Origin of the sequence: Caballeronia sp. INML1 (assembly GCF_023631085.1) — a bacterium.
Taxonomy (GTDB): domain Bacteria; phylum Pseudomonadota; class Gammaproteobacteria; order Burkholderiales; family Burkholderiaceae; genus Caballeronia; species Caballeronia turbans.
The window spans coordinates 50,289-68,482 of record NZ_JALQDT010000050.1 but is presented as its reverse complement, the minus strand read 5'-3'; the positions used below and the strand labels follow the sequence as shown (position 1 = coordinate 68,482).

The following is an 18,194-nucleotide window of genomic DNA, read 5'->3' as shown; positions in this document are numbered from 1 at the left end:
TCAGCGCCTGCGCGAAAGGCTCAAGTCTCTCCCCAACGAAAAACGACCCGGACGCGCATGCGACCGGGTCGTCAAATCCCGCCCTAAACGGTACACCGTTCGTTATCTAAGAAAAGACCTTAACTGAACGGCATTAGCCCTACGGCTCCGATTTTTCCGGGCTCGTCTGCGGCTTCCGGTTTCATGTCGATCGCCCCGGCGAGCCGATCGATGCCGAAGCCGCGAGCCAATGGCTCGCCCGCGACGACACCACCCGGGAATTCGTCTGGCTGCACTTCGATCTCGCGAACAGTGCGTGCGAGCGCTGGATGCGCGGACGCCTCGGTCTGCCCGACGCATTCGTCGAGACGCTCAACGAAGGCTCGCACTCGACGCGCATCGAACATCAGGAAGGCGCGCTGTTGGCCGTCATCAACGATGTGATGTTCAACTTCGAGCTGACGCCCTCGGAGATCGCGACGCTGTGGGTCTATACGCATCAGAAGCTGCTCGTCACGGCGCGCCTCAAGCCATTGCGTTCGGTCGACTCGCTGCGCGAGTCGGTGAGGCGCGGCGAGCTTTTTCGCTCGCCCGCCGAACTCCTCGCGCATCTGCTGCGCGATCAGGCGGATCTGCTCGTGCATATCGTGCGGCGCACGAGCGTCGAGGTCGATGGCATCGAGGATCGTTTTCTTTCGATGCGCGGCGCGGCGACCCGCACCGATCTCGGCGGCCTGCGGCGCGTGCTCGTGCGGCTGCAGCGTCTGCTCGCCCCCGAGCCCGGCTCCGTGTTCCGCCTGCTCGCGCGGCCACCGCGCTGGCTGCACTCGCAGGACATTCAGGACCTGCGTGACGCGACCGAAGAGTTCTCGCTCGTGCTCAACGATCTCGCCGGACTCGTCGAGCGCATCAAGCTCCTGCAGGAAGAGGTCGCGACGCGCATGGACGAGCAAAGCAACCGCACGCTCTTCACGCTCACGCTCGTCACCGTGCTCGCCTTGCCGATCAACATCGTCGCGGGCTTCTTCGGCATGAACGTGGGCGGCATTCCGCTCGCGGAGAATCATCACGGCTTCTGGCTGCTGGTCGCGATCGTCGCGACGTTCACCGTGCTCGCCGGATGGTGGGCGTTCCGCCGCCGCCGCGATATGTAGCACAACGGCCAGGCACGATCGATGCAATGTCTTTCCGATGGAGGCGCATACCTCGTAAAACGTCGGAGGACATCATGGACAAGAACCGCATCGAAGGCACGGCTCGTCAGATGAAGGGCATCGTTCGCGAAGCCGTCGGCAAGGCAACCGGAAGCCGCAGCACGCAAATGCGCGGCACCGCCGAAAAGATGGCGGGCAAGGTGCAGGCAAAGCTCGGCGCGGCAGCCGATGCCGTACGGCGCATCAAGAAGTAACCGCCACGCCGCTTGCTGCACGTCAGAAGCCCAGGTCGCTCAGGCTCGGATGCTCGTCGGGCCGGCGGCCGAGCGGCCAGTGATATTTGCGATCCGCTTCCTTGATCGGCAAATCGTTGATCGAGGCATGGCGATGCGTCATCAGTCCCGCTTCGTTGAATTCCCAGTTCTCGTTGCCGAAGCTGCGATACCAGTTATTGGCATCGTCATGCCATTCATAGGCGAAGCGCACCGCAATGCGGTTACCCTTGTACGCCCACAACTCCTTGATCAGGCGATAGTCGAGTTCGCGCGCCCACTTGCGCCGCAGGAACGCGACCACTTCTTCGCGCCCGTTCGCGAACTCCGCGCGATTGCGCCAGCGCGTGTCCACGCTGTACGCGAGCGAGACGCGCTCGGGCTCGCGCGTGTTCCAGGCATCTTCGGCGAGACGGACTTTGAGCTTGGCAGATTCTTCATCGAACGGGGGAAACGGCGGCTTGGATTCCATGGCGAGTCCTCTTCCTTGTCAAGCGATGCGATAGGTAGACAGGTCTGTCTACTGAGCGCACTCTAGCGCAGGTAGACGAACCTGTCTACAATCGACTGCATGAATACTTCAGTTTCGCCCATCGATGTCTCCGAGCTCGCCCCGGACGCGCGCATTCTGCATACCGCGCACGGTCTCTTTTATCGCGACGGCATTCGCGCAACGGGCGTCGATCGCGTGATCGCCGAATCTGGCGTCGCGAAAAAGACGTTCTATCGCTACTTTCCAAGCAAGGACGACCTGATCGTCGCGTTCCTGGATTTTCGTCACGATAACTGGATCACGTGGTTCCGCGATGCGCTCGCGCGCCACGGCGGAAAGCTCAACGCCCTCGTTCCCGCGCTGGCGGAATGGTTCGGCAGCGAGAATTACCGGGGTTGTGCGTTCATTAATTCGGTCGTCGAAGTCGGGGCGACGTTGCCGCAAGCAGTCGATATTTCGCGCCGTCACAAACGCGACATGACCGCGGCGATCCGCACGCTGATGCCGGCTTCGCGAACGGCCAAAGCAGATGCGCAAGCGCTTGCACTGGCGGTGGACGGCGCGATCGTCGCCGCGCAATTCGCCGACTCGCCCGCGGATGCGTTGAAGGCGCTTGCGCGCGTGGTGCGCGCGATCGCGGCGGCGCAACGAAGCATCCAGTAACCGACTGGCGTTACTTCGTCATTGCGCTTTCGATGGGCGTAACAGCCGGCTTCGACGTGACTGACGATAGCGCCTGCTCAACGACACCCGCGAGCCTTGCGAACTGAGGTGCGATCTGATCGTTGGGCACGCACGCGTAACCGAGCATCAACCCCTTTCTCGCCGCGAGCCGGTTCAGGTAATAGTTGTCGAGCGGCCGCGTCACGACACCGGCGGACAGTGCGGTGGCGGCGATCGTCCGGTCGTCGGCGAAATCGGGCAGATCGAGCACGAAGTGCAGACCGGCTTCATCGCCGCGCACCGGCAGCGAATCGCCGAAGCGGGCGCGGATCGCGTTGATCAGCAGTTCGCGCCGCTCGCCGTACAGACCGCGCATGCGTCGCACATGCGAGGTCAGATGGCCATCCAGAATGAACTCGGTGAGCACGGCCTGCTGCATCAGCTGCCCCTCGCGGTAGAGTTCGGCCACGCCGGTGCGAAAGGAATCGACGAGATTGTCCGGCACCACCATATAGCCCATGCGCAAGCCCGGATAGAGCATCTTGCCGAGACTTCCGACATAGATCACCTGCCCCGCGTCGTCGAGCCCTTGCAGCGATGACAAGGGCCGGCTGCCATAGCGGAACTCGCTGTCGTAATCGTCCTCGATGATCCAAACCTTGTGCTGGCGCGCGAACTCGAGCAATGCGCGGCGCCGCGCGAGACTCATCACCATGCCGAGCGGATATTGATGCGATGGCGTGACGAGCGCGATGCGCGGCGGCTCGGCCATGTCGCGCGCGGCGGGATTGAGCCCTTCGTCGTCGACGGGAATCGGCACGAGCGTCAGCCCCGACGACTGCAGCACGCTGCGCACGCCCCAGTAGCAGGGTTCCTCGACCCACGCGCGATCGCCGAAATCGGTGAGCAGGCGCATGGCGAGATCGATGGACTGGTGAATGCCCGTCGTGATGATGATCTGGTCCGGGTGACACTTCACCGAGCGCGCGACGCGCAAATAATCGGACAGTGCGCGCCGCAGCGGCCGATAGCCGCCGCCGGGCGCGTAGGTGAGCAGTTCGGGGCTCGCGCGTTTCCACAGGCGCGCCTGCAAGCGGCTCCACGTGCGCGCCGGGAATTCCGCGACGTCCGGCACGCCCGGCATGAATGCGCCCCACTGCTTCGGCGACACGCCCGCCTGCGCGATCAGACGCTCGCCGCGGCGCGAGATCGTGCACGGCGCCTTCGTTTCCTCGGCGCGCGCTTTCTTGCCGGCGACGCCATCGCGCGGCGCGGTGTCGGCGACATAGGTGCCGCTGCCGGTCGTCGAGGTCACGTAGCCTTCGGCCGTGAGCTGATCGTAGACATGCAGCACCGTATTGCGGGCGATGCCGAGATCGGTCGCCAGCGTGCGTGAACTCGGCAGCTTCGTGCCCGGCGCGAGTTGGCCCGTCAGGATGGCCTGCTGCATGAGTTCGAGCACTTGCCGGTACATCGGCTCGGTGGCCGACCGGTCGAGCCGGGCGCTCAGCCAGTCGGCCAGGATGATCGTATCCATGAAGTCTCCCACCGCTCGGAGCCGCTTGGCCGGCGCGCTCAAGTGGTTCTATTTTGAATATTGAAATGGCTCCCCATTGTAGAACCGTAACGGGCTATAGTTATCGCAAGCAGTGGAAATAATTTCCGGGCGCCGAAGGCGGTCGGCAGTATCAGGGTTTTCCGAAGGAGACACGGAAGATGAAATCCGATCAGGTGATCGTCAGCTTTCGCGGTGTGCGAAAGACGTACGACGGTGAAACGCTCGTCGTCAAATCGCTCGATCTCGACATCTATCAGGGCGAATTTCTCACGCTGCTCGGGCCGTCCGGCTCCGGCAAGACCACTTGCCTCATGATGCTCGCGGGCTTCGAGTTCCCCACCGGCGGCGAAATCTGGCTCGACGGCAAGCTCCTGAACAAGGTGCCGCCGCACAAGCGCGACATCGGCATGGTGTTCCAGAACTACGCGCTCTTTCCGCATCTGTCGGTGCAGCAGAACGTCGAGTATCCGCTCACGGTGCGCAAGATGTCCGCCGAAGAGCGCGCGCATCGCGTGAACAACGCGCTCAAGATGGTGCGCATGGAAAGCTTCGCGAAGCGTTACCCGGCGCAGCTTTCGGGTGGCCAGCAGCAGCGCATCGCGCTGGCCCGCGCGCTCGTGTTCGAGCCCAAGCTCGTGCTAATGGACGAACCGCTCGGCGCGCTCGACAAGCAATTGCGCGAGCATATGCAAATCGAACTCAAGGCGCTGCACGAGAAGCTCGGCGTCACCTTCGTCTACGTGACGCACGATCAGGGCGAAGCGCTCACGATGTCCGACCGCGTGGCGGTGTTCGACAAGGGCATCGTGCAACAGCTCGACACGGTCGATCACCTGTATGAAGCGCCCTGCAACGAGTTCGTCGCGAACTTCATCGGCGACAGTAACCGCCTGCGCGGCACCATCGAGCAGATTCAGGGCGACTTCTGCGACATTCGTCTTGCCGACGGCACGCGTGTGTCCGGACTCAACGTCGCGAACGCGAAGCCGGGTGCGCCGGCCATTGCGTGCATCCGGCCGGAGCGCATGAAGCTCACGCAAGGCAACGGCCATGCGAACGGCAACATCAACGCGCTCGCGGGCGAAGCGAAGAGCCTCATCTATTTCGGCGATCACGTCCGCATGCGCTGCGGCGTGCGCGAGCAGGACGAATGCTTCGTCAAGGTACCGCTCGGCACCGCGGCGCTCGACGGCTTCACGCCCGGCGCGCCCGTCGCGCTCGAATTCGCGCCCGAGCATTTGCGTGTGTTCGCCTGAATCCCGATCAGGCGTCGCGCTTCCCACCCGTAGGTCCACTGACAAAACCAAGTCGAAGAAGAGAGGAAACCATCATGAAGAAGTTCGCACTGTGTTCCATGGCGGCTGCGCTCGCGTGCGTGTCGGCGGCGTCGGGCGCGGCGGAAATCACCGTCGTCAATTTCGGCGGCGCGAACGGCGATGCGCAGAAGGTCGCGTTCAATCAGCCGTTCGAGCAATCGACGAAGAACAAGGTCACGGCCGTCGAATACAACGGCGAGCAGGCCAAGGTCAAGGCAATGGTCGAAGCGAAGCACGTCAACTGGGACGTGGTCGAAGTCGAATCGGGCGATCTCGGCCGCGGCTGCGACGAAGGGCTCTATGAAAAGCTGGACTGGTCGAAGATCGGCAAGAAGTCGGACCTCGTGCCCGAATCGCCGCAAACCTGCGGCGTCGGCTTCTTCGTCTGGTCCACGGCGCTCGCCTACAACGGCGACAAGCTGAAGACGGCGCCGGCAGGCTGGGCGGACTTCTGGGACACGAAAAAATTCCCCGGCAAGCGCGGCATGCGCAAGGGCGCGCGCTACAACCTCGAATTCGCGCTGATGGCCGACGGCGTCGCGCCGAAGGACGTCTACAAGGTGCTCGGCACGAAGGCCGGCGCGGACCGCGCGTTCAAGAAGCTCGACGAACTCAAGCCGTCCATTCAATGGTGGGAGGCAGGCGCACAGCCGCCGCAGTTCCTCGTCGCGGGCGATGTCGTGATGTCGACCGCGTATAACGGCCGCATCGACGCCGCGCGCAAGGAAGGCAAGAACCTGAAGGTCGTGTGGAACGGCAGCATCTACGACCTCGACTACTGGGCGATTCCGAAGGGCTCGCCGAACAAGGACGTCGCGCAGCAGTTCATCGCATATTCGGTGTCGCAGAAGCCGCAGGAAGTCTATGCGAAGAACATCGCGTACGGCCCGGTGAACAAGGCGGCGATCTCCGCCCTCGACACGAAGACGAAGGCCGACATGCCGAACTCGCCGGAGAACGCGAAGAACGCGGTGCTGCAGGACATGGCGTTCTGGACCGATCACGGCGACGAGCTCGAGCAGCGCTTCACCGCGTGGGCGTCGAAGTAAACGCATCATAAGCAGCAAGACGGTCGCGCTTTTCGAAAGCGCGACCGCAAAGAAGGAGACTCAAGCGTGAACACCATGACGATCCCCGCCGAAGAATCGCGCGAATCAAGCGCGCGTCTGAAGCGCGAATTGAAGATCGCAGATGCGAAAAAGCGCGCCATGGCGCTCATGCTCATCGCGCCACTCGCCATTTTTCTGTTCCTGATTTTCGTCGTGCCGATCGGCGCGCTGCTCACGCGCGCGATCGAAAACCCCGAAGTGGCGAACGCACTGCCGCACACCGGCGCGGCGCTGGCGAAATGGGACCGCAAGGCGCCGCCATCGGATGAAGCTTATGCCGCGCTAGCGCAGGATCTCACCGCGATCTCGGACGGCGAATCGATGGGCGCACTCGCGCGGCGCCTGAATACCGAAATCCCCGGCTATCGCTCGCTCGTCGCGAAAACCGCACGCGCGATGCCGCTCACCGGCGACGACGGCAAGGCCCTGCCCGCCGCGCAGATCAAGGCGAAGATCCTCGAGATCGACGAGCGCTGGAACGACCCCGCGTACTGGCAGGCGATCGCGAAGAACGCGGGCCGCTATTCGCCGTTCTACATGCTCGCGTCGCTCGATCACAAACAGGACGGCTTCGGCAACATCGTTCATGCGGAGCCGGATCAGTCGATCTATCTCAACGTCTTCGGCCGCACCTTCGTGATCGGCGTGGGCGTGACGCTGTTCGCGCTGCTGCTGGGTTATCCCCTGGCCTACTGGATTTCGACGCTGCCCGAGCGCCGCGCCAACCTCGTAATGGTGCTCGTGCTGATTCCGTTCTGGACGTCCGTGCTGGTGCGCGTCGCCGCGTGGATCGTGCTTCTGCAAAGCGAAGGGCTGGTGAACACGGCACTTCTCGGCAGCGGGCTGATCGGCTCGCCGCTGGCGCTGCTCTTCAACCGCGTCGGCGTCTATATCTCGATGACGCACATCCTGCTGCCCTTCATGATCCTGCCGCTCTACAGCGTGATGAAGTCGGTGCCGCCGACCTATCAGCGCGCGGCCGTTTCGCTCGGCAGTCATCCGTTTGCCGCGTTCTGGCGCGTCTATGTGCCGCAGACTTACCCGGGCATCGGCGCGGGCGTGCTGCTCGTGTTCATTCTCGCCATCGGCTACTACATCACACCGGCGCTGCTCGGCGGGCCGAACGATCAGATGGTCAGCTATTACATCGCTTACTTCACGAACGTAACGATCAACTGGGGCATGGCGTGCGCGCTCGGCGCGCTGCTGCTCGCCGCGACACTGCTGCTCTACGTGGTCTACGGACGCTTCACGCGCGCCAACGTGAGCTTGGGGTAACAAAAGATGAAACTCGCCAAACCGATGTTCGCGCCGCATACGTCCGCCATCGAGCGCATCTGGTATTTCGCGTTGCGCATCATTTGCGTGCTGACGCTGCTCTATCTGATTTTGCCTGTGCTCGCGATCGTGCCGCTTTCGTTTTCATCGAGCACGTTCCTGGTTTATCCGATCCCGGGCTGGTCCATGCGCTGGTATCACAACCTCGTCATGTCCGATGAGTGGCGCATGGCCGCAAAGAACAGCTTCATCGTTGCGCCTTCGGCAACGCTCGTCGCGACGATCCTCGGCACGCTCGCCGCGGTCGGGCTCACGAAGGCCAATTTCATGGGCAAGAGCCTGCTCATGGCCGTGCTCATTTCGCCGATGATCGTGCCGGTGATCGTCGTCGGCGTTGGCATGTATCTGTTCTTCGCGCCGCTCGGCATCGCCAATACCTATTTCGGGCTGATTCTGGCGCATGCGGCGCTCGGCGTGCCGTTCGTCGTGACGACCGTCGGCGCGACGCTGCAGAACTTCAATTACAACCTCGTGCGGGCGAGTCAGTCGCTGGGCGCGAGCCCGTTGAAGACGTTCTTCCGCGTGACGCTGCCGGTCATTGCGCCGGGCGTGATCTCGGGCGCGCTGTTCGCGTTCGCCACCTCGTTCGATGAAGTCGTGGTTACGCTTTTTCTCGCCGGCGCCGATCAGACGACGCTGCCGCGGCAAATGTTTACCGGCATCCGCGAAAACATCAGTCCGACGATCGCCGCGCTCGCGACGATCCTCATCGTGTTCTCGACGAGCCTGTTGCTCGCGCTGGAGTGGTTGCGGGGTCGTGCGGCAGCGCGCGCAGTCGCTTAACGGGTCGGTCCGCGGGAGACATCGAGACTGCGTGGCACGTCGTGCCTGCGAGGCTCCGCGTGGGATCGCCGGTTCGCTGATAGATCTGGACCGGTTCGTCTCGCGGAACAATCCGCGCGCGTATCGAACAAGACCCTCGCGAAATTGGGTGATTGCGGCCTAAAGCGCCGTCTGTATCGGTCCGCAACGCACCTTACGAATGGCTGAAATGCCCGCCGGTCAAGGCGCGAAGGGGGACCTCGCGCTTCGCCGCCTGATTATTCGTAACAGCGGGATAGTGTATTCACTGATGCGGTATTTATCGGAATATGCTTAATGACGTACGTTCTAGGTCGAGTCAAAGCTTGGAACAATGCCATGACAGCTTTTTCGAAAAGAGCGGACCCGTGGTCACAGACGGTTCACCTGCTCGAGGCGATGCCCACGGACATCGCTCGCACTGCCCCATCCCAGAAATCCGCCCGCGCGGAAAGCGCGTTCCTCGAACGCCTGACGCGCGACTGGAATCGGGCGCACCCACATCGTGCGGATGATCGCCTGCCGTTCCCGCAGGCCATCGTGCGCGTAATCGAGCGTCCGAGCAGCGCGACGGCGCTCGTCTACTGGTCCGATCCCGGCACGTGCCACTACGGTTATCAGGGCTGGCGCGCCACGACTGCGACGGCCGAAGGCGTGTGCTCGCTATCGGGAATGCCGATCCATCGGGGCGATCAGGTCTATCGGCCGTCGCAGCGCGATCCGAAGCCGCAGAATGCCTCGGCGATGATTCTCGCGGCCGCGATGCCTAAAAACGCCGAGGAAATGGAAGTCGATTTGCAAGGCTGACGGTCAACGGGGATTGAAACCGGCGGAAGAACCGGCATCGTCAGTTGATGCCGGTTCTTCCGCCGCGCGTGTTCAATAGCCCACCGTGATCCGCTGCCGGATATGAGCACCACGCTGGAATTCGTCGAGGAAGGCGATTGCGTAATCGTCGTACGAAATCCAGCTGCGCCCGCTGCTGTCGACGAGCAGTTCATCCACGCCCAGCCGGAATTTCTGAGTGCGCGGCCCCGGAACGAATTCCGCCGATGGCGAAACGAAGGTCCAGTCCACGTCGCGCTCGCGGCGCAGCGCATCCAGAAAAGCCGCGCCCGCCGTTGCTTCCGGCTTGTACGCTGCGGGAAAACCCGGCAAATCGAGCACGCGCTGACCTGGCGCCGCATACAGGCTGCCCGCACCGCCGACGACCAGAAGGCGCTGCACGCCGGCGCGCTTCACCGGTTCGACGATCGCGCTTTCGGAAATCGTTGCAAAGCGCGTCGCGCTGAACGCCGCGTCGTGTCCGGCGAGAACGCGAGCGAGCGCGTCGGCATCCCGCGCATCTACGTCGTGCGCACTGACGCCGTCCCGCTGTTCGAGCGCGGAGGTATCGCGCGCAATCGCGGTGACCGTGTGTCCGCGCCGCAACGCTTCTTCCAGCAGGCGGCTGCCGACGTTGCCTGTCGCCCCGATGATCGCGATCTTGCTCATGCCACGTTCTCCTTTGCTTTTACGGCCTTTGCACCAGCGTCGTTGAAACCGCCGGTATTGTTGAAGGGAAATAAACCGTCGCGCGGCGGCCGCTTTCGATTGTGTTTCTTTGCAGGTCAGACGAAATCGGAGAATCAATTGGCGCTCGGTCATTTTTAAGAGCATAGGTAATAGCGGTACATCATGCAATTTCCGGGCCGATTTCGGTCGCCGGACACAATATCGGCACGCCATTGTCATAATCGAACTGCACGTTCGAAAGTGCATACCACCGTTACACTAGAGGCCCCGCACTCTCTAGAAACGCCCGACAGCGGCGATTACCGGCGCGCCGCGCGCAGCGCTTTCGAAGCGAGTCCTCAAAACGAAGTCGCCAAAATGTCATGACGTTGGTTTATATTGCAGTTCCTCGCCGCTCCATTACCGCAGGAGTTAATCGTGAAGAATCCGCAATTGCAGGGTGCCATCGAAGGACGCGACAATCCGGCAGGCGAAACCGCCTATGAGCCGATTCCGGTTCGCGCAGTCTCAAAGGAGTCCGACGACGAACCCGGTTACTCCGATTCGCTGGACATCCCGCTCAATTACGGCATCGTGATGGACGCAGTCAGAGACGCGGTACGCGCGAATCCCTGAACGTTCAAGCTTTTCATGCAAAGCGCCCCACTCGGGGCGCTTTTTTTCGTGCGCGCGGATGATCGGGCGCAATGCATGCCTTGGCCGACACGGGCCCTTCGCGAGCACTCAAGACGACCAAGAAATCAATCCGCCGGGTGCCGCCCGCATGCGATTCCGCGAGAAGTCAATCGGTGCGAATCAGACCCGGGGCGTGAATTTATCGCATTAACAAGATGGTACACTGCCGCCTCCGCCGTGGCGGGCGGGGCAAGCCCGGAAATACGAGACGTGCAGACGTGTCGATATTTCGTCCAGTCGCACTCGCGCCGAACGCCCGATTTGAGCCTTTCGCCACGTCCTGTTCGCCCAATCCGACGAAGCAATCCGCTGCTAGTCTTTCCACTGGCGAAAACAATCGCATTGAAGTAAGTTCAGACATGTAATAGCGCCTGGACAAGCGTCCGGATCAATGCTCGCGGGTTAATGGGATAGCTTGCGAGGGTGTAAACAAGACTGATCAATCACGCGCTGTGGCTCGCGCCCTGCCGAACCAGAACATGGCCGCTATTTTCGATTACCTGTTGGACAGTCAGATTTCCCGGCAATGGCGAGGCCTGCTGGCCGCCCTTGCAGACGAATTCGAAGCGCAGATCGGGCGCAATGAATTGCGTCAGTTGATGCATCGCGTGGGCAGCCGGTTCGCCGAGGCGCGGCCGCTGCCGCCCTGCGATTCGACAGCGGCGCTCGCCGACACGCTCAACGCCCTGTGGCACGACACCGACTGGGGCTTCGTCGAACTGTCCGATGAACGCGACTATCTGAGCATCGTCCATTACTGCGCGCCGCTGCCTGCCTTCGGCGAAAGCGCGCTCGCGTGGACGCCCGCGTTTCTCGAAGGAGCGTATCAACAGTGGCTCGCCGCGCTCGGCGCGCAGGGACTCGCGATCCGGCAGGCAAGCGAGTTCGGCGACGACGCGGCCATCGAATTCAGGCTCGCGCGCGTCGCGGCCTGAAACGTCTTCAGCGCAATCCGACCGCCGCCTCGATGCGGCGGCACCAAGCGGCCCAACGGGCGGCTCCAGACAAGCAGCATCGGCCAGGCATCAAGAATTGGCACGACGAGGAAGCGGCATCATGAATACTTCGCGCGACATCGAGAAGCTGTTCGATCATTTCGGCGGCAATGCAGGCGACTACCAGGAAATCGGACGAGAGAACGAGGCCAGGACGGCTCGCACCCGCTGGCCGCTGCTCGCCACGCTCGACTTCGCGCAACCGGCGATCCCCGAGATCGCGCCGCGCCGCGACGCGCAACCGAACATTGCGCGGCCGCGTGCGACTGAACCGTCCGTCGAGCCGGCCGAAAAGCCGACGCCGATTCATCGGGGCAGGCAATCGCTCTTCACGCGGCCCCTTCGCCGCACGATTCCGCCCGTCAATCCGCCCGCCGCCGAGTCGCTGAGCGCGTTGCGTTTTTCGGTGCCCGGCGAATCGGCGTCGAACGAAACCGGAACGATTGCGGATTCGGCGGACGCACCCGCAGCGAGCGTGCCGCCCGTACAGACTTTCGCCGCGCCTGTCGAATCGAAGGCCGTGGCGGATGACGCCGGCACGGTCGTGACGGAACGCCCGGGCGCGTCCGCCACGCTCGGCTCGAACTTTCTCGCGCGCCGCACGCCCTCTCCGCGGACAGTGCCCGCCCCCGAACCCACGCCCGCCGCGCCGCATTCGATCCTCGGCAAGCTCTTCGGGCAACCGACGCAGCACGTCCCGAGCGCGCCCGCGGGCTCGCTCGACGCCGTGTTCGAGCGTCTGCGCCGCGCCCGTCCCCAGGGCGAAGAATCCTCGAACACGCGCGCAGGCACCGGCCACGCCGCTCAGGCACGCCGCCACTCACGCTCATGAAAGTCATCACGGTAGTTTCCGCGAAGGGCGGCGTCGGCAAAACGACGCTCGCCGCGAATCTCGCTTCGGTGCTCGCCGCGCGCAACCGCCGCGTGATCGTGCTCGATCTCGATCCGCAAAACGCGCTGCGCCTGCATTTCGGCATTCCGCTCGACAGCATCGACGGCATTTCGCGCGCGACGCTCGCCGGCGATCCGTGGCAAACGGTGATGTTCGACGGCGTCGACGGCGTGACCGTGCTGCCCTACGGCGCCGTGATCGAGGACGACCGCCGCCGCTTCGAGGCGCTCGTCGACAGTGATCCCGCGTGGCTCGCCCACTCGCTGCAGTCGCTCGCGCTCGACGCCAGCGACATCGTGATCGTCGACACGCCGCCGGGCTCGTCGGTCTATACGCGCACCGCGCTGACAGCGGCGAACTTCGCGCTGAACGTCGTGCTCGCGGATGCCGCGTCCTATGCCGCGATTCCCGGCATGGAGCGCATGGTCGATGCCTACGCCGCACCGCGCCCGGATTTCGCCGGCCAGGGCTATGTCGTGAATCAGGTCGATCAGTCGCGCCAGTTGAGCAAGGACGTGCTGAAGGTGCTGCGCAACATGCTCGGCACGAAGATGTTCCCAGGCGTGATCCATCAGGACGAAGGCGTCTCGGAATCGCTCGCGTGCGACACGACGCTCATCCATTACGATCCGCTTTCGCAGGCCGCCGCCGATCTGCGCGCGTGCGGCGACTGGCTTCTCTCCGCCATCGATGCGATGGCCGCCTCGTCGAGGAAGCTCGCATGAGTTCCGCCAAGATCCCCTCGCCCGAAACCGAGGTCAGCGTCGCGACCTCGCGCCTCGAACGTTTCGTCGATGCGGGCATCTGGGGCAGCCGCATCGTCGTGACTCTCCTCACGGTCTTCGCGGCGTTCGCGCTGTATTTCGTCGTCACGGTGCCGCTCGCGTTCGGCCAGCAGCTTGCGTTCGCCACGATCTGCTTCCTTTGCGCGCTCGGTTTTCGCCGCCTGCAAGGCCAGTACGCGACGCTCGTGATGATCATGCTGTCGATCGTCGCGTCGGGCCGCTACATGTTCTGGCGTCTCACCGAAACGACCTACTGGGAACGCCCGCTCGACGCCGCGTGGGGCCTCTTGCTCGTCGCGGCCGAAGTCTACGCGACGCTCGTGCTGCTGCTCGGCTACTTCCAGACCGCGTGGCCGCTGAAGAGAAAGCCGCTGCCGCTGCCCGCGGACCGCAGCCAGTGGCCGACCGTCGATGTCTTCATCCCGACCTACAACGAGCCGCTCTCGGTCGTGAAGCCGACGATCTACGCGGCGCTCGCGCTCGACTATCCGTCGGACAAGCTCGCGATCCACGTGCTCGACGACGGCCGCCGTCCCGAGTTCAAGACGTTCTGCGAGGAAGTCGGCGTCAACTGGACAATCCGCACGCACAATCGTCATGCGAAGGCCGGCAACATCAACGAGGCGCTGAAGATCACGAAGGGCGAATTCCTCGCGATCTTCGACTGCGACCACATTCCGACGCGCTCCTTCCTGCAGATCTGCCTCGGCTGGTTTCTGCGCGACAAGCTGCTGTCGATGCTGCAGACGCCGCACCACTTCTTCTCGCCCGATCCGTTCGAGCGCAATCTCGGCACGTTCCGCAAGGTGCCGAACGAAGGCGAGCTGTTCTACGGCCTCGTTCAGGACGGCAACGATCTCTGGAACGCGACCTTCTTCTGCGGCTCGTGCGCCGTGCTGCGCCGCTCGATGGTGGAAGAGATCGGCGGTATTGCGGTCGAGACCGTAACGGAGGACGCGCATACCGCGCTCAAGCTGCATCGGCTCGGCTATACGACCGCTTATCTCGCGATTCCCCAGGCCGCGGGGCTCGCGACCGAAAGCCTCTCGGGACATATCGGCCAGCGCATCCGCTGGGCGCGCGGCATGACGCAGATCTTCCGTATCGACAATCCGCTCACCGGCAAGGGCCTGAAGATCGGCCAGCGGCTCTGTTATCTGAACGGGATGCTGCACTTCTTCTACGGCGTGCCGCGTCTCGTGTTCCTCACCGCGCCCTTGTCGTATCTGTTCTTCGGCGCGCACGTGATCGAAGCGGCGGCGAGCACCATTGCGATCTTCGCGCTGCCGCACATGATGCACGCGAGCATCACCAATTCGCGCATGCAGCGCAGCTTCCGCCACTCGTTCTGGGCCGAAGTGTATGAGTCGGTGCTTGCGTCGTACATCACCGCGCCCACGCTCCTCGCGGTCATCAACCCGAAGCTCGGCAAGTTCAACGTGACGGCCAAGGGCGGCCAGATCGCGAAGGACTACTTCGACTGGTACATCTCGCGGCCGTACCTGTTTCTGCTGCTGCTGAACCTGCTCGGCTTCATCGCGGGCGTCGTGCATATCGTCATGTACTGGCACATCCGCAGCGAAGTGAACACGACCATCCTCAACCTCTGCTGGACGGTCTACAACATGCTGATTCTCGGCGCGTCGGTGGCGGCGGCGAGCGAGCGCAAGCAGGTGCGCGCGACACATCGCGTGACGATGAAGATGCCCGTGATGCTCAAGTTCTCGACCGGCCGCACGCTCGCGTGCGAGACGATCGACTATTCGGAAGGCGGCGTGGGCGTCGCGCTGCCGAGCAAGCTCGAAGTGCCGATGCACGAGCGCGTGACCGTCTCGCTCTTTCGCGGCGACGAGGAGTACGCGTTTCCGGCGACGGTCGGCTATACGGAGCCGGGCCGCGTCGGCCTGCGATTCTCGCAACTCACGCGCGAGCAGGAATACGACTTCGTGAAGACGACTTTCGCGCGCGCGGACGCCTGGACCGGCTGGTCCGAGGGACGCCGCCCGGATACGCCGCTGCGCGGCCTGTCGCATGTGCTGCTGGTGGGCACGCGCGGCATCGCGGGATTGTTCGAGCATTTGTACAGCGACCTTCGTACCTGGATGAACAAGCGCCCGGTCGATGTGAAGAAGCTGAAAACCAAAGACCAATAATGGGCACGGGCATGTCGAAGTTGCGCGTTGAAAACGAAACGGGCGAGCGCGCGCCGCGTTTTTGCGAAAAACCGCTGGGCCGCGCACTGGCCGTTTTGATGGCCTTGCAGACGGCATTCGCGGCCCCGGTCGCGTCGGCTGCGGTCGCGCCGAACGCGGCTTCCGGGAGCGTCCCGCCGGCCACGCAGCAGGCGACCGGCGTCGGCGCCGTGCCCGCGCCGAGTCCGGCGGTGGTGTACAACCCCGCCGCGATCCAGCAGCCGGCGCTCGCGATGCCCGTTCCCGCGTTCTCCGGCAAGCCCGACAAGCCGCTCACCTCGCGCATCCCGACGACCGCCGACCCCGGCACGCTCGTGCCCGGCGGACGCCGCCAGACGCTCACCTTCGCTGATTACGGCGCGCTCGATCCGTTGCAGCTGCGCGGCACCGACGGCCAGAACGGCATCGCGTTCTCGGTGCGTGGCGACGAAGTCGTGACCGGCGCGATCCTGCATCTGATCTACAGCTATTCGCCGTCGCTCTTGCCCTCGACCTCCCAACTGAAGGTGCTCATCAACGGCGAAGTGGCGGCGACGCTGCCGGTGCCGCGCGATCAGGCCGGCATGCTGGTCGCGCGCGACGTGGCGATCGATCCGCGCTTCATCACGGAGTTCAATCACCTCAACGTGCAGTTGATCGGGCACTACACGCAGCAGTGCGAGGACCCGTCGAGCTCGACGCTCTGGGCGACGGTGAGCAACGCGAGCTCGCTCGATCTCACGTATGCGTCGATCGCCAACAAACCCGATCTCGCCGCGCTGCCGCAACCGTTCTTCGACCGCCGCGACGTGCGCCGCCTCGAACTGCCCTTCGTTTTCGCGGGCAAGCCGAGTCTGGCCGCGCTGGAATCGGCCGGCATGGTCGCCTCATACTTCGGCTCGCTCGCGGGCTATCGCGGCGCGATCTTTCCGGCGCAGACCGACAACGTGCCGCTGTCGGGCAATGCCGTTGTCTTCGCCGTCGGCGATGCGAAAGTCGCGGGCGTCGATATTCCGCCGGTCTCCGGTCCGACCATCGCGCTCGTCGAGCGCGACGCGAACGCGCGTGGCCGCCTCCTGCTCGTGCTCGGGCGCGACGACAACGAACTGAAGACGGCCGCCAAGGCGCTCGGCGTCGGCCAGAACACGCTGTCAGGCACCAGCGCGACGATCACGCAGTTCAACGACCTGCAACCGCGCCGCCCGTACGACGCGCCGAACTGGCTGCCGTCCGATCGTCCGGTGCGCTTCGGCGAGCTCGCGGAAGCGCGCGACCTGACCGCCCACGGCTACGACGCGGACGCGGTGCGCATCAACCTGCGCGTGCCGCCCGATCTCTTCATGTGGCAGACGAAGGGCGTGCCGGTGGAGCTCGGCTATCGCTACACGGTGCGTCCGGCGCCGGACCGCTCGTCGCTCAATATCAGCGTGAACGATGGCTTCGTGCAGTCGCTGCGCATTCCGGCGGTGTCGACATCGACGTTCGATCTCGGCCAGTATTTCAGCCGCGTGCTGCCCGACAAGACCGTCGCCGCGCGCCGCGACATCTATCTGCCGCCGCTGCTCATCACGCCGCGTGCGCAACTGCGCCTGCACTTCTACTACGACATCCCGAAGACCGGCGAATGCCAGGGGCGCGTGCTGGATAACGTCGTCGGCGCGGTGGATCCGAATTCGACCATCGATCTGTCCGGCTTCCCGCACTACATGGCGCTGCCCGATCTCGCCGCGTTCGCGAACGGCGGCTTTCCGTTCACGCGCCTCGCCGATCTCTCGCAGACGGCGGTCGTGCTGCCGAACGAGCCGAACTCGGCCGATTACAGCCTGTATCTGCTGGAGATGGGCCGCATGGGCGCATCGACGGGCTATCCGGTGACGGGCGTCACCGTGACGAGCGCGAACGACGTCGACCGTTTCGCCGACAAGGATCTGCTGATCCTCGGCTCGCCGGGACGCCAGCCGCTCCTGCAGCGCTGGGCCAGGCAGATGCCGTTTTCCGGTGACGGCGACGCGCGCACCTTCCAGCTTTCCGATGTCGCGTTCAAGCTCGTCGACTGGTGGCATGGCGAGCAAGGCCCGGAACGCTCGCCCGCGCGCGCGGATCTCTCGCTCGTGAGTTCCAACGGCGACGCGCTCCTGACCGGCTTCGAATCGCCCCTGAAAAGCGGGCGCAGCGCGGTGGCGCTCATCAGCGCGGCCGGCCAGTCCGATGCCGATCTATCCGCGGCCCTGCTCGACAACGACCTGCTGCCTTCGATTCAGGGCGCGATGGCCGTGATCCACGGCCGCACGGTGACGGTCACGTCGAACGGCGAGGCGTACTACATCGGTCATCTCTCGCCGATGCACTACATGCGCTGGGCGTTGTCGTCGCATCCGCTTTTGCTGGTGCTCGGCGGGCTGTTGGCCGCGCTCATCATCGCCGCCCTGTTCTACCGTGCGTTGCGCTCGATCGCCGCACGGCGCCTGAGGGATTGAT

Annotated in this window: 17 protein-coding genes; 14 read left to right on the top strand and 3 right to left on the bottom strand. The window is 63.9% G+C overall.

Annotation, left to right across the window (positions count from 1 at the left end):
• Positions 1–206 precede the first annotated feature (206 nt).
• The gene (locus NCR38_RS16035) at positions 207–1,133 is read left to right on the top strand and encodes a transporter (protein ID WP_250477346.1); all 927 of its coding nucleotides are present in this window, start codon (positions 207–209) and stop codon (positions 1,131–1,133) included.
• A gap of 74 nt (positions 1,134–1,207) precedes the next feature.
• Positions 1,208–1,387 carry a CsbD family protein gene (locus NCR38_RS16030; RefSeq protein ID WP_061115981.1) on the top strand — a complete coding sequence of 60 codons (180 nt, stop codon included), beginning with the start codon at positions 1,208–1,210 and terminating at the stop codon, positions 1,385–1,387.
• Between the two features lie 22 nt (positions 1,388–1,409).
• Here the strand turns inward: NCR38_RS16030 and NCR38_RS16025 are convergent, their stop codons facing one another.
• Positions 1,410–1,877 carry a nuclear transport factor 2 family protein gene (locus NCR38_RS16025; RefSeq protein ID WP_061115982.1) on the bottom strand — a complete coding sequence of 156 codons (468 nt, stop codon included), beginning with the start codon at positions 1,875–1,877 and terminating at the stop codon, positions 1,410–1,412.
• A 99-nt stretch (positions 1,878–1,976) separates the two neighbouring features.
• Here NCR38_RS16025 and NCR38_RS16020 point away from each other — a divergent pair, with 99 nt between their 5' ends.
• A complete protein-coding gene (locus NCR38_RS16020) occupies positions 1,977–2,561 on the top strand; it encodes a TetR/AcrR family transcriptional regulator (RefSeq protein WP_061115983.1) in 585 nt (194 codons plus the stop codon).
• 10 nt (positions 2,562–2,571) lie between these two features.
• On the opposite strand, the gene NCR38_RS16015 is transcribed toward NCR38_RS16020, so the two are convergent.
• Complete coding sequence (locus tag NCR38_RS16015) at positions 2,572–4,098, bottom strand: PLP-dependent aminotransferase family protein (protein ID WP_061116117.1); 1,527 nt, start codon at positions 4,096–4,098, stop codon at positions 2,572–2,574.
• A gap of 179 nt (positions 4,099–4,277) precedes the next feature.
• Between NCR38_RS16015 and NCR38_RS16010 the strand changes: the two genes are divergently transcribed.
• From NCR38_RS16010 to NCR38_RS15990, 5 genes are all read left to right on the top strand, one after another.
• A complete protein-coding gene (locus NCR38_RS16010; RefSeq protein ID WP_061115984.1) occupies positions 4,278–5,375 on the top strand; it encodes an ABC transporter ATP-binding protein in 1,098 nt (365 codons plus the stop codon).
• 74 nt (positions 5,376–5,449) lie between these two features.
• Positions 5,450–6,484 (top strand): ABC transporter substrate-binding protein, encoded by a 1,035-nt coding sequence (locus NCR38_RS16005; RefSeq protein ID WP_061115985.1) that lies wholly within the window; start codon positions 5,450–5,452, stop codon positions 6,482–6,484.
• 66 nt (positions 6,485–6,550) lie between these two features.
• Positions 6,551–7,822 (top strand): ABC transporter permease, encoded by a 1,272-nt coding sequence (locus NCR38_RS16000; RefSeq protein ID WP_061115986.1) that lies wholly within the window; start codon positions 6,551–6,553, stop codon positions 7,820–7,822.
• A 6-nt stretch (positions 7,823–7,828) separates the two neighbouring features.
• Complete coding sequence (locus tag NCR38_RS15995; protein WP_061115987.1) at positions 7,829–8,665, top strand: ABC transporter permease; 837 nt, start codon at positions 7,829–7,831, stop codon at positions 8,663–8,665.
• Between the two features lie 357 nt (positions 8,666–9,022).
• Complete coding sequence (locus NCR38_RS15990; protein ID WP_250477345.1) at positions 9,023–9,490, top strand: DUF3331 domain-containing protein; 468 nt, start codon at positions 9,023–9,025, stop codon at positions 9,488–9,490.
• Between the two features lie 72 nt (positions 9,491–9,562).
• Here the strand turns inward: NCR38_RS15990 and NCR38_RS15985 are convergent, their stop codons facing one another.
• Positions 9,563–10,177 (bottom strand): NAD(P)-dependent oxidoreductase, encoded by a 615-nt coding sequence (locus NCR38_RS15985; RefSeq protein WP_061115989.1) that lies wholly within the window; start codon positions 10,175–10,177, stop codon positions 9,563–9,565.
• 438 nt (positions 10,178–10,615) lie between these two features.
• Between NCR38_RS15985 and NCR38_RS15980 the strand changes: the two genes are divergently transcribed.
• From NCR38_RS15980 to bcsB, 6 genes are all read left to right on the top strand, one after another.
• A complete protein-coding gene (locus NCR38_RS15980; RefSeq protein ID WP_061115990.1) occupies positions 10,616–10,813 on the top strand; it encodes a hypothetical protein in 198 nt (65 codons plus the stop codon).
• Positions 10,814–11,352: 539 nt separating this feature from the next.
• Entirely contained in the window at positions 11,353–11,808 is a 456-nt protein-coding gene (gene bcsD / locus NCR38_RS15975; RefSeq protein ID WP_061115991.1) for a cellulose biosynthesis protein BcsD, read from the top strand.
• Between the two features lie 121 nt (positions 11,809–11,929).
• A complete protein-coding gene (gene bcsP, locus NCR38_RS15970) occupies positions 11,930–12,700 on the top strand; it encodes a cellulose biosynthesis protein BcsP (RefSeq protein WP_061115992.1) in 771 nt (256 codons plus the stop codon).
• Entirely contained in the window at positions 12,697–13,485 is a 789-nt protein-coding gene (bcsQ, locus tag NCR38_RS15965) for a cellulose biosynthesis protein BcsQ (RefSeq protein ID WP_061115993.1), read from the top strand. The genes bcsP and bcsQ overlap by 4 nt, the downstream gene beginning before the upstream one ends.
• Positions 13,482–15,698: a UDP-forming cellulose synthase catalytic subunit gene (gene bcsA, locus NCR38_RS15960; protein ID WP_061115994.1), complete on the top strand. Its 2,217-nt coding sequence runs from the start codon at positions 13,482–13,484 to the stop codon at positions 15,696–15,698. Before bcsQ ends, bcsA begins: the two co-directional genes overlap by 4 nt.
• The gene (gene bcsB / locus NCR38_RS15955; RefSeq protein ID WP_096031941.1) at positions 15,698–18,193 is read left to right on the top strand and encodes a cellulose biosynthesis cyclic di-GMP-binding regulatory protein BcsB; all 2,496 of its coding nucleotides are present in this window, start codon (positions 15,698–15,700) and stop codon (positions 18,191–18,193) included. The genes bcsA and bcsB overlap by 1 nt, the downstream gene beginning before the upstream one ends.
• Position 18,194 lies beyond the last annotated feature (1 nt).

Excerpts from the sequence above, each read along its gene's own strand:
- NCR38_RS16030 (WP_061115981.1), top strand. The coding sequence starts at position 1,208 with ATGGACAAGAACCGCATCGAAGGCACGGCTCGTCAGATGAAGGGCATC.
- NCR38_RS16025 (WP_061115982.1), bottom strand. The coding sequence starts at position 1,877 with ATGGAATCCAAGCCGCCGTTTCCCCCGTTCGATGAAGAATCTGCCAAG.
- NCR38_RS16020 (WP_061115983.1), top strand. The coding sequence starts at position 1,977 with ATGAATACTTCAGTTTCGCCCATCGATGTCTCCGAGCTCGCCCCGGAC.
- NCR38_RS16015 (WP_061116117.1), bottom strand. The coding sequence starts at position 4,098 with ATGGATACGATCATCCTGGCCGACTGGCTGAGCGCCCGGCTCGACCGG.
- NCR38_RS16010 (WP_061115984.1), top strand. The coding sequence starts at position 4,278 with ATGAAATCCGATCAGGTGATCGTCAGCTTTCGCGGTGTGCGAAAGACG.
- NCR38_RS16005 (WP_061115985.1), top strand. The coding sequence starts at position 5,450 with ATGAAGAAGTTCGCACTGTGTTCCATGGCGGCTGCGCTCGCGTGCGTG.
- NCR38_RS15995 (WP_061115987.1), top strand. The coding sequence starts at position 7,829 with ATGAAACTCGCCAAACCGATGTTCGCGCCGCATACGTCCGCCATCGAG.
- NCR38_RS15990 (WP_250477345.1), top strand. The coding sequence starts at position 9,023 with ATGACAGCTTTTTCGAAAAGAGCGGACCCGTGGTCACAGACGGTTCAC.
- NCR38_RS15985 (WP_061115989.1), bottom strand. The coding sequence starts at position 10,177 with ATGAGCAAGATCGCGATCATCGGGGCGACAGGCAACGTCGGCAGCCGC.
- bcsD (WP_061115991.1), top strand. The coding sequence starts at position 11,353 with ATGGCCGCTATTTTCGATTACCTGTTGGACAGTCAGATTTCCCGGCAA.
- bcsP (WP_061115992.1), top strand. The coding sequence starts at position 11,930 with ATGAATACTTCGCGCGACATCGAGAAGCTGTTCGATCATTTCGGCGGC.
- bcsQ (WP_061115993.1), top strand. The coding sequence starts at position 12,697 with ATGAAAGTCATCACGGTAGTTTCCGCGAAGGGCGGCGTCGGCAAAACG.
- bcsA (WP_061115994.1), top strand. The coding sequence starts at position 13,482 with ATGAGTTCCGCCAAGATCCCCTCGCCCGAAACCGAGGTCAGCGTCGCG.
- bcsB (WP_096031941.1), top strand. The coding sequence starts at position 15,698 with ATGGGCACGGGCATGTCGAAGTTGCGCGTTGAAAACGAAACGGGCGAG.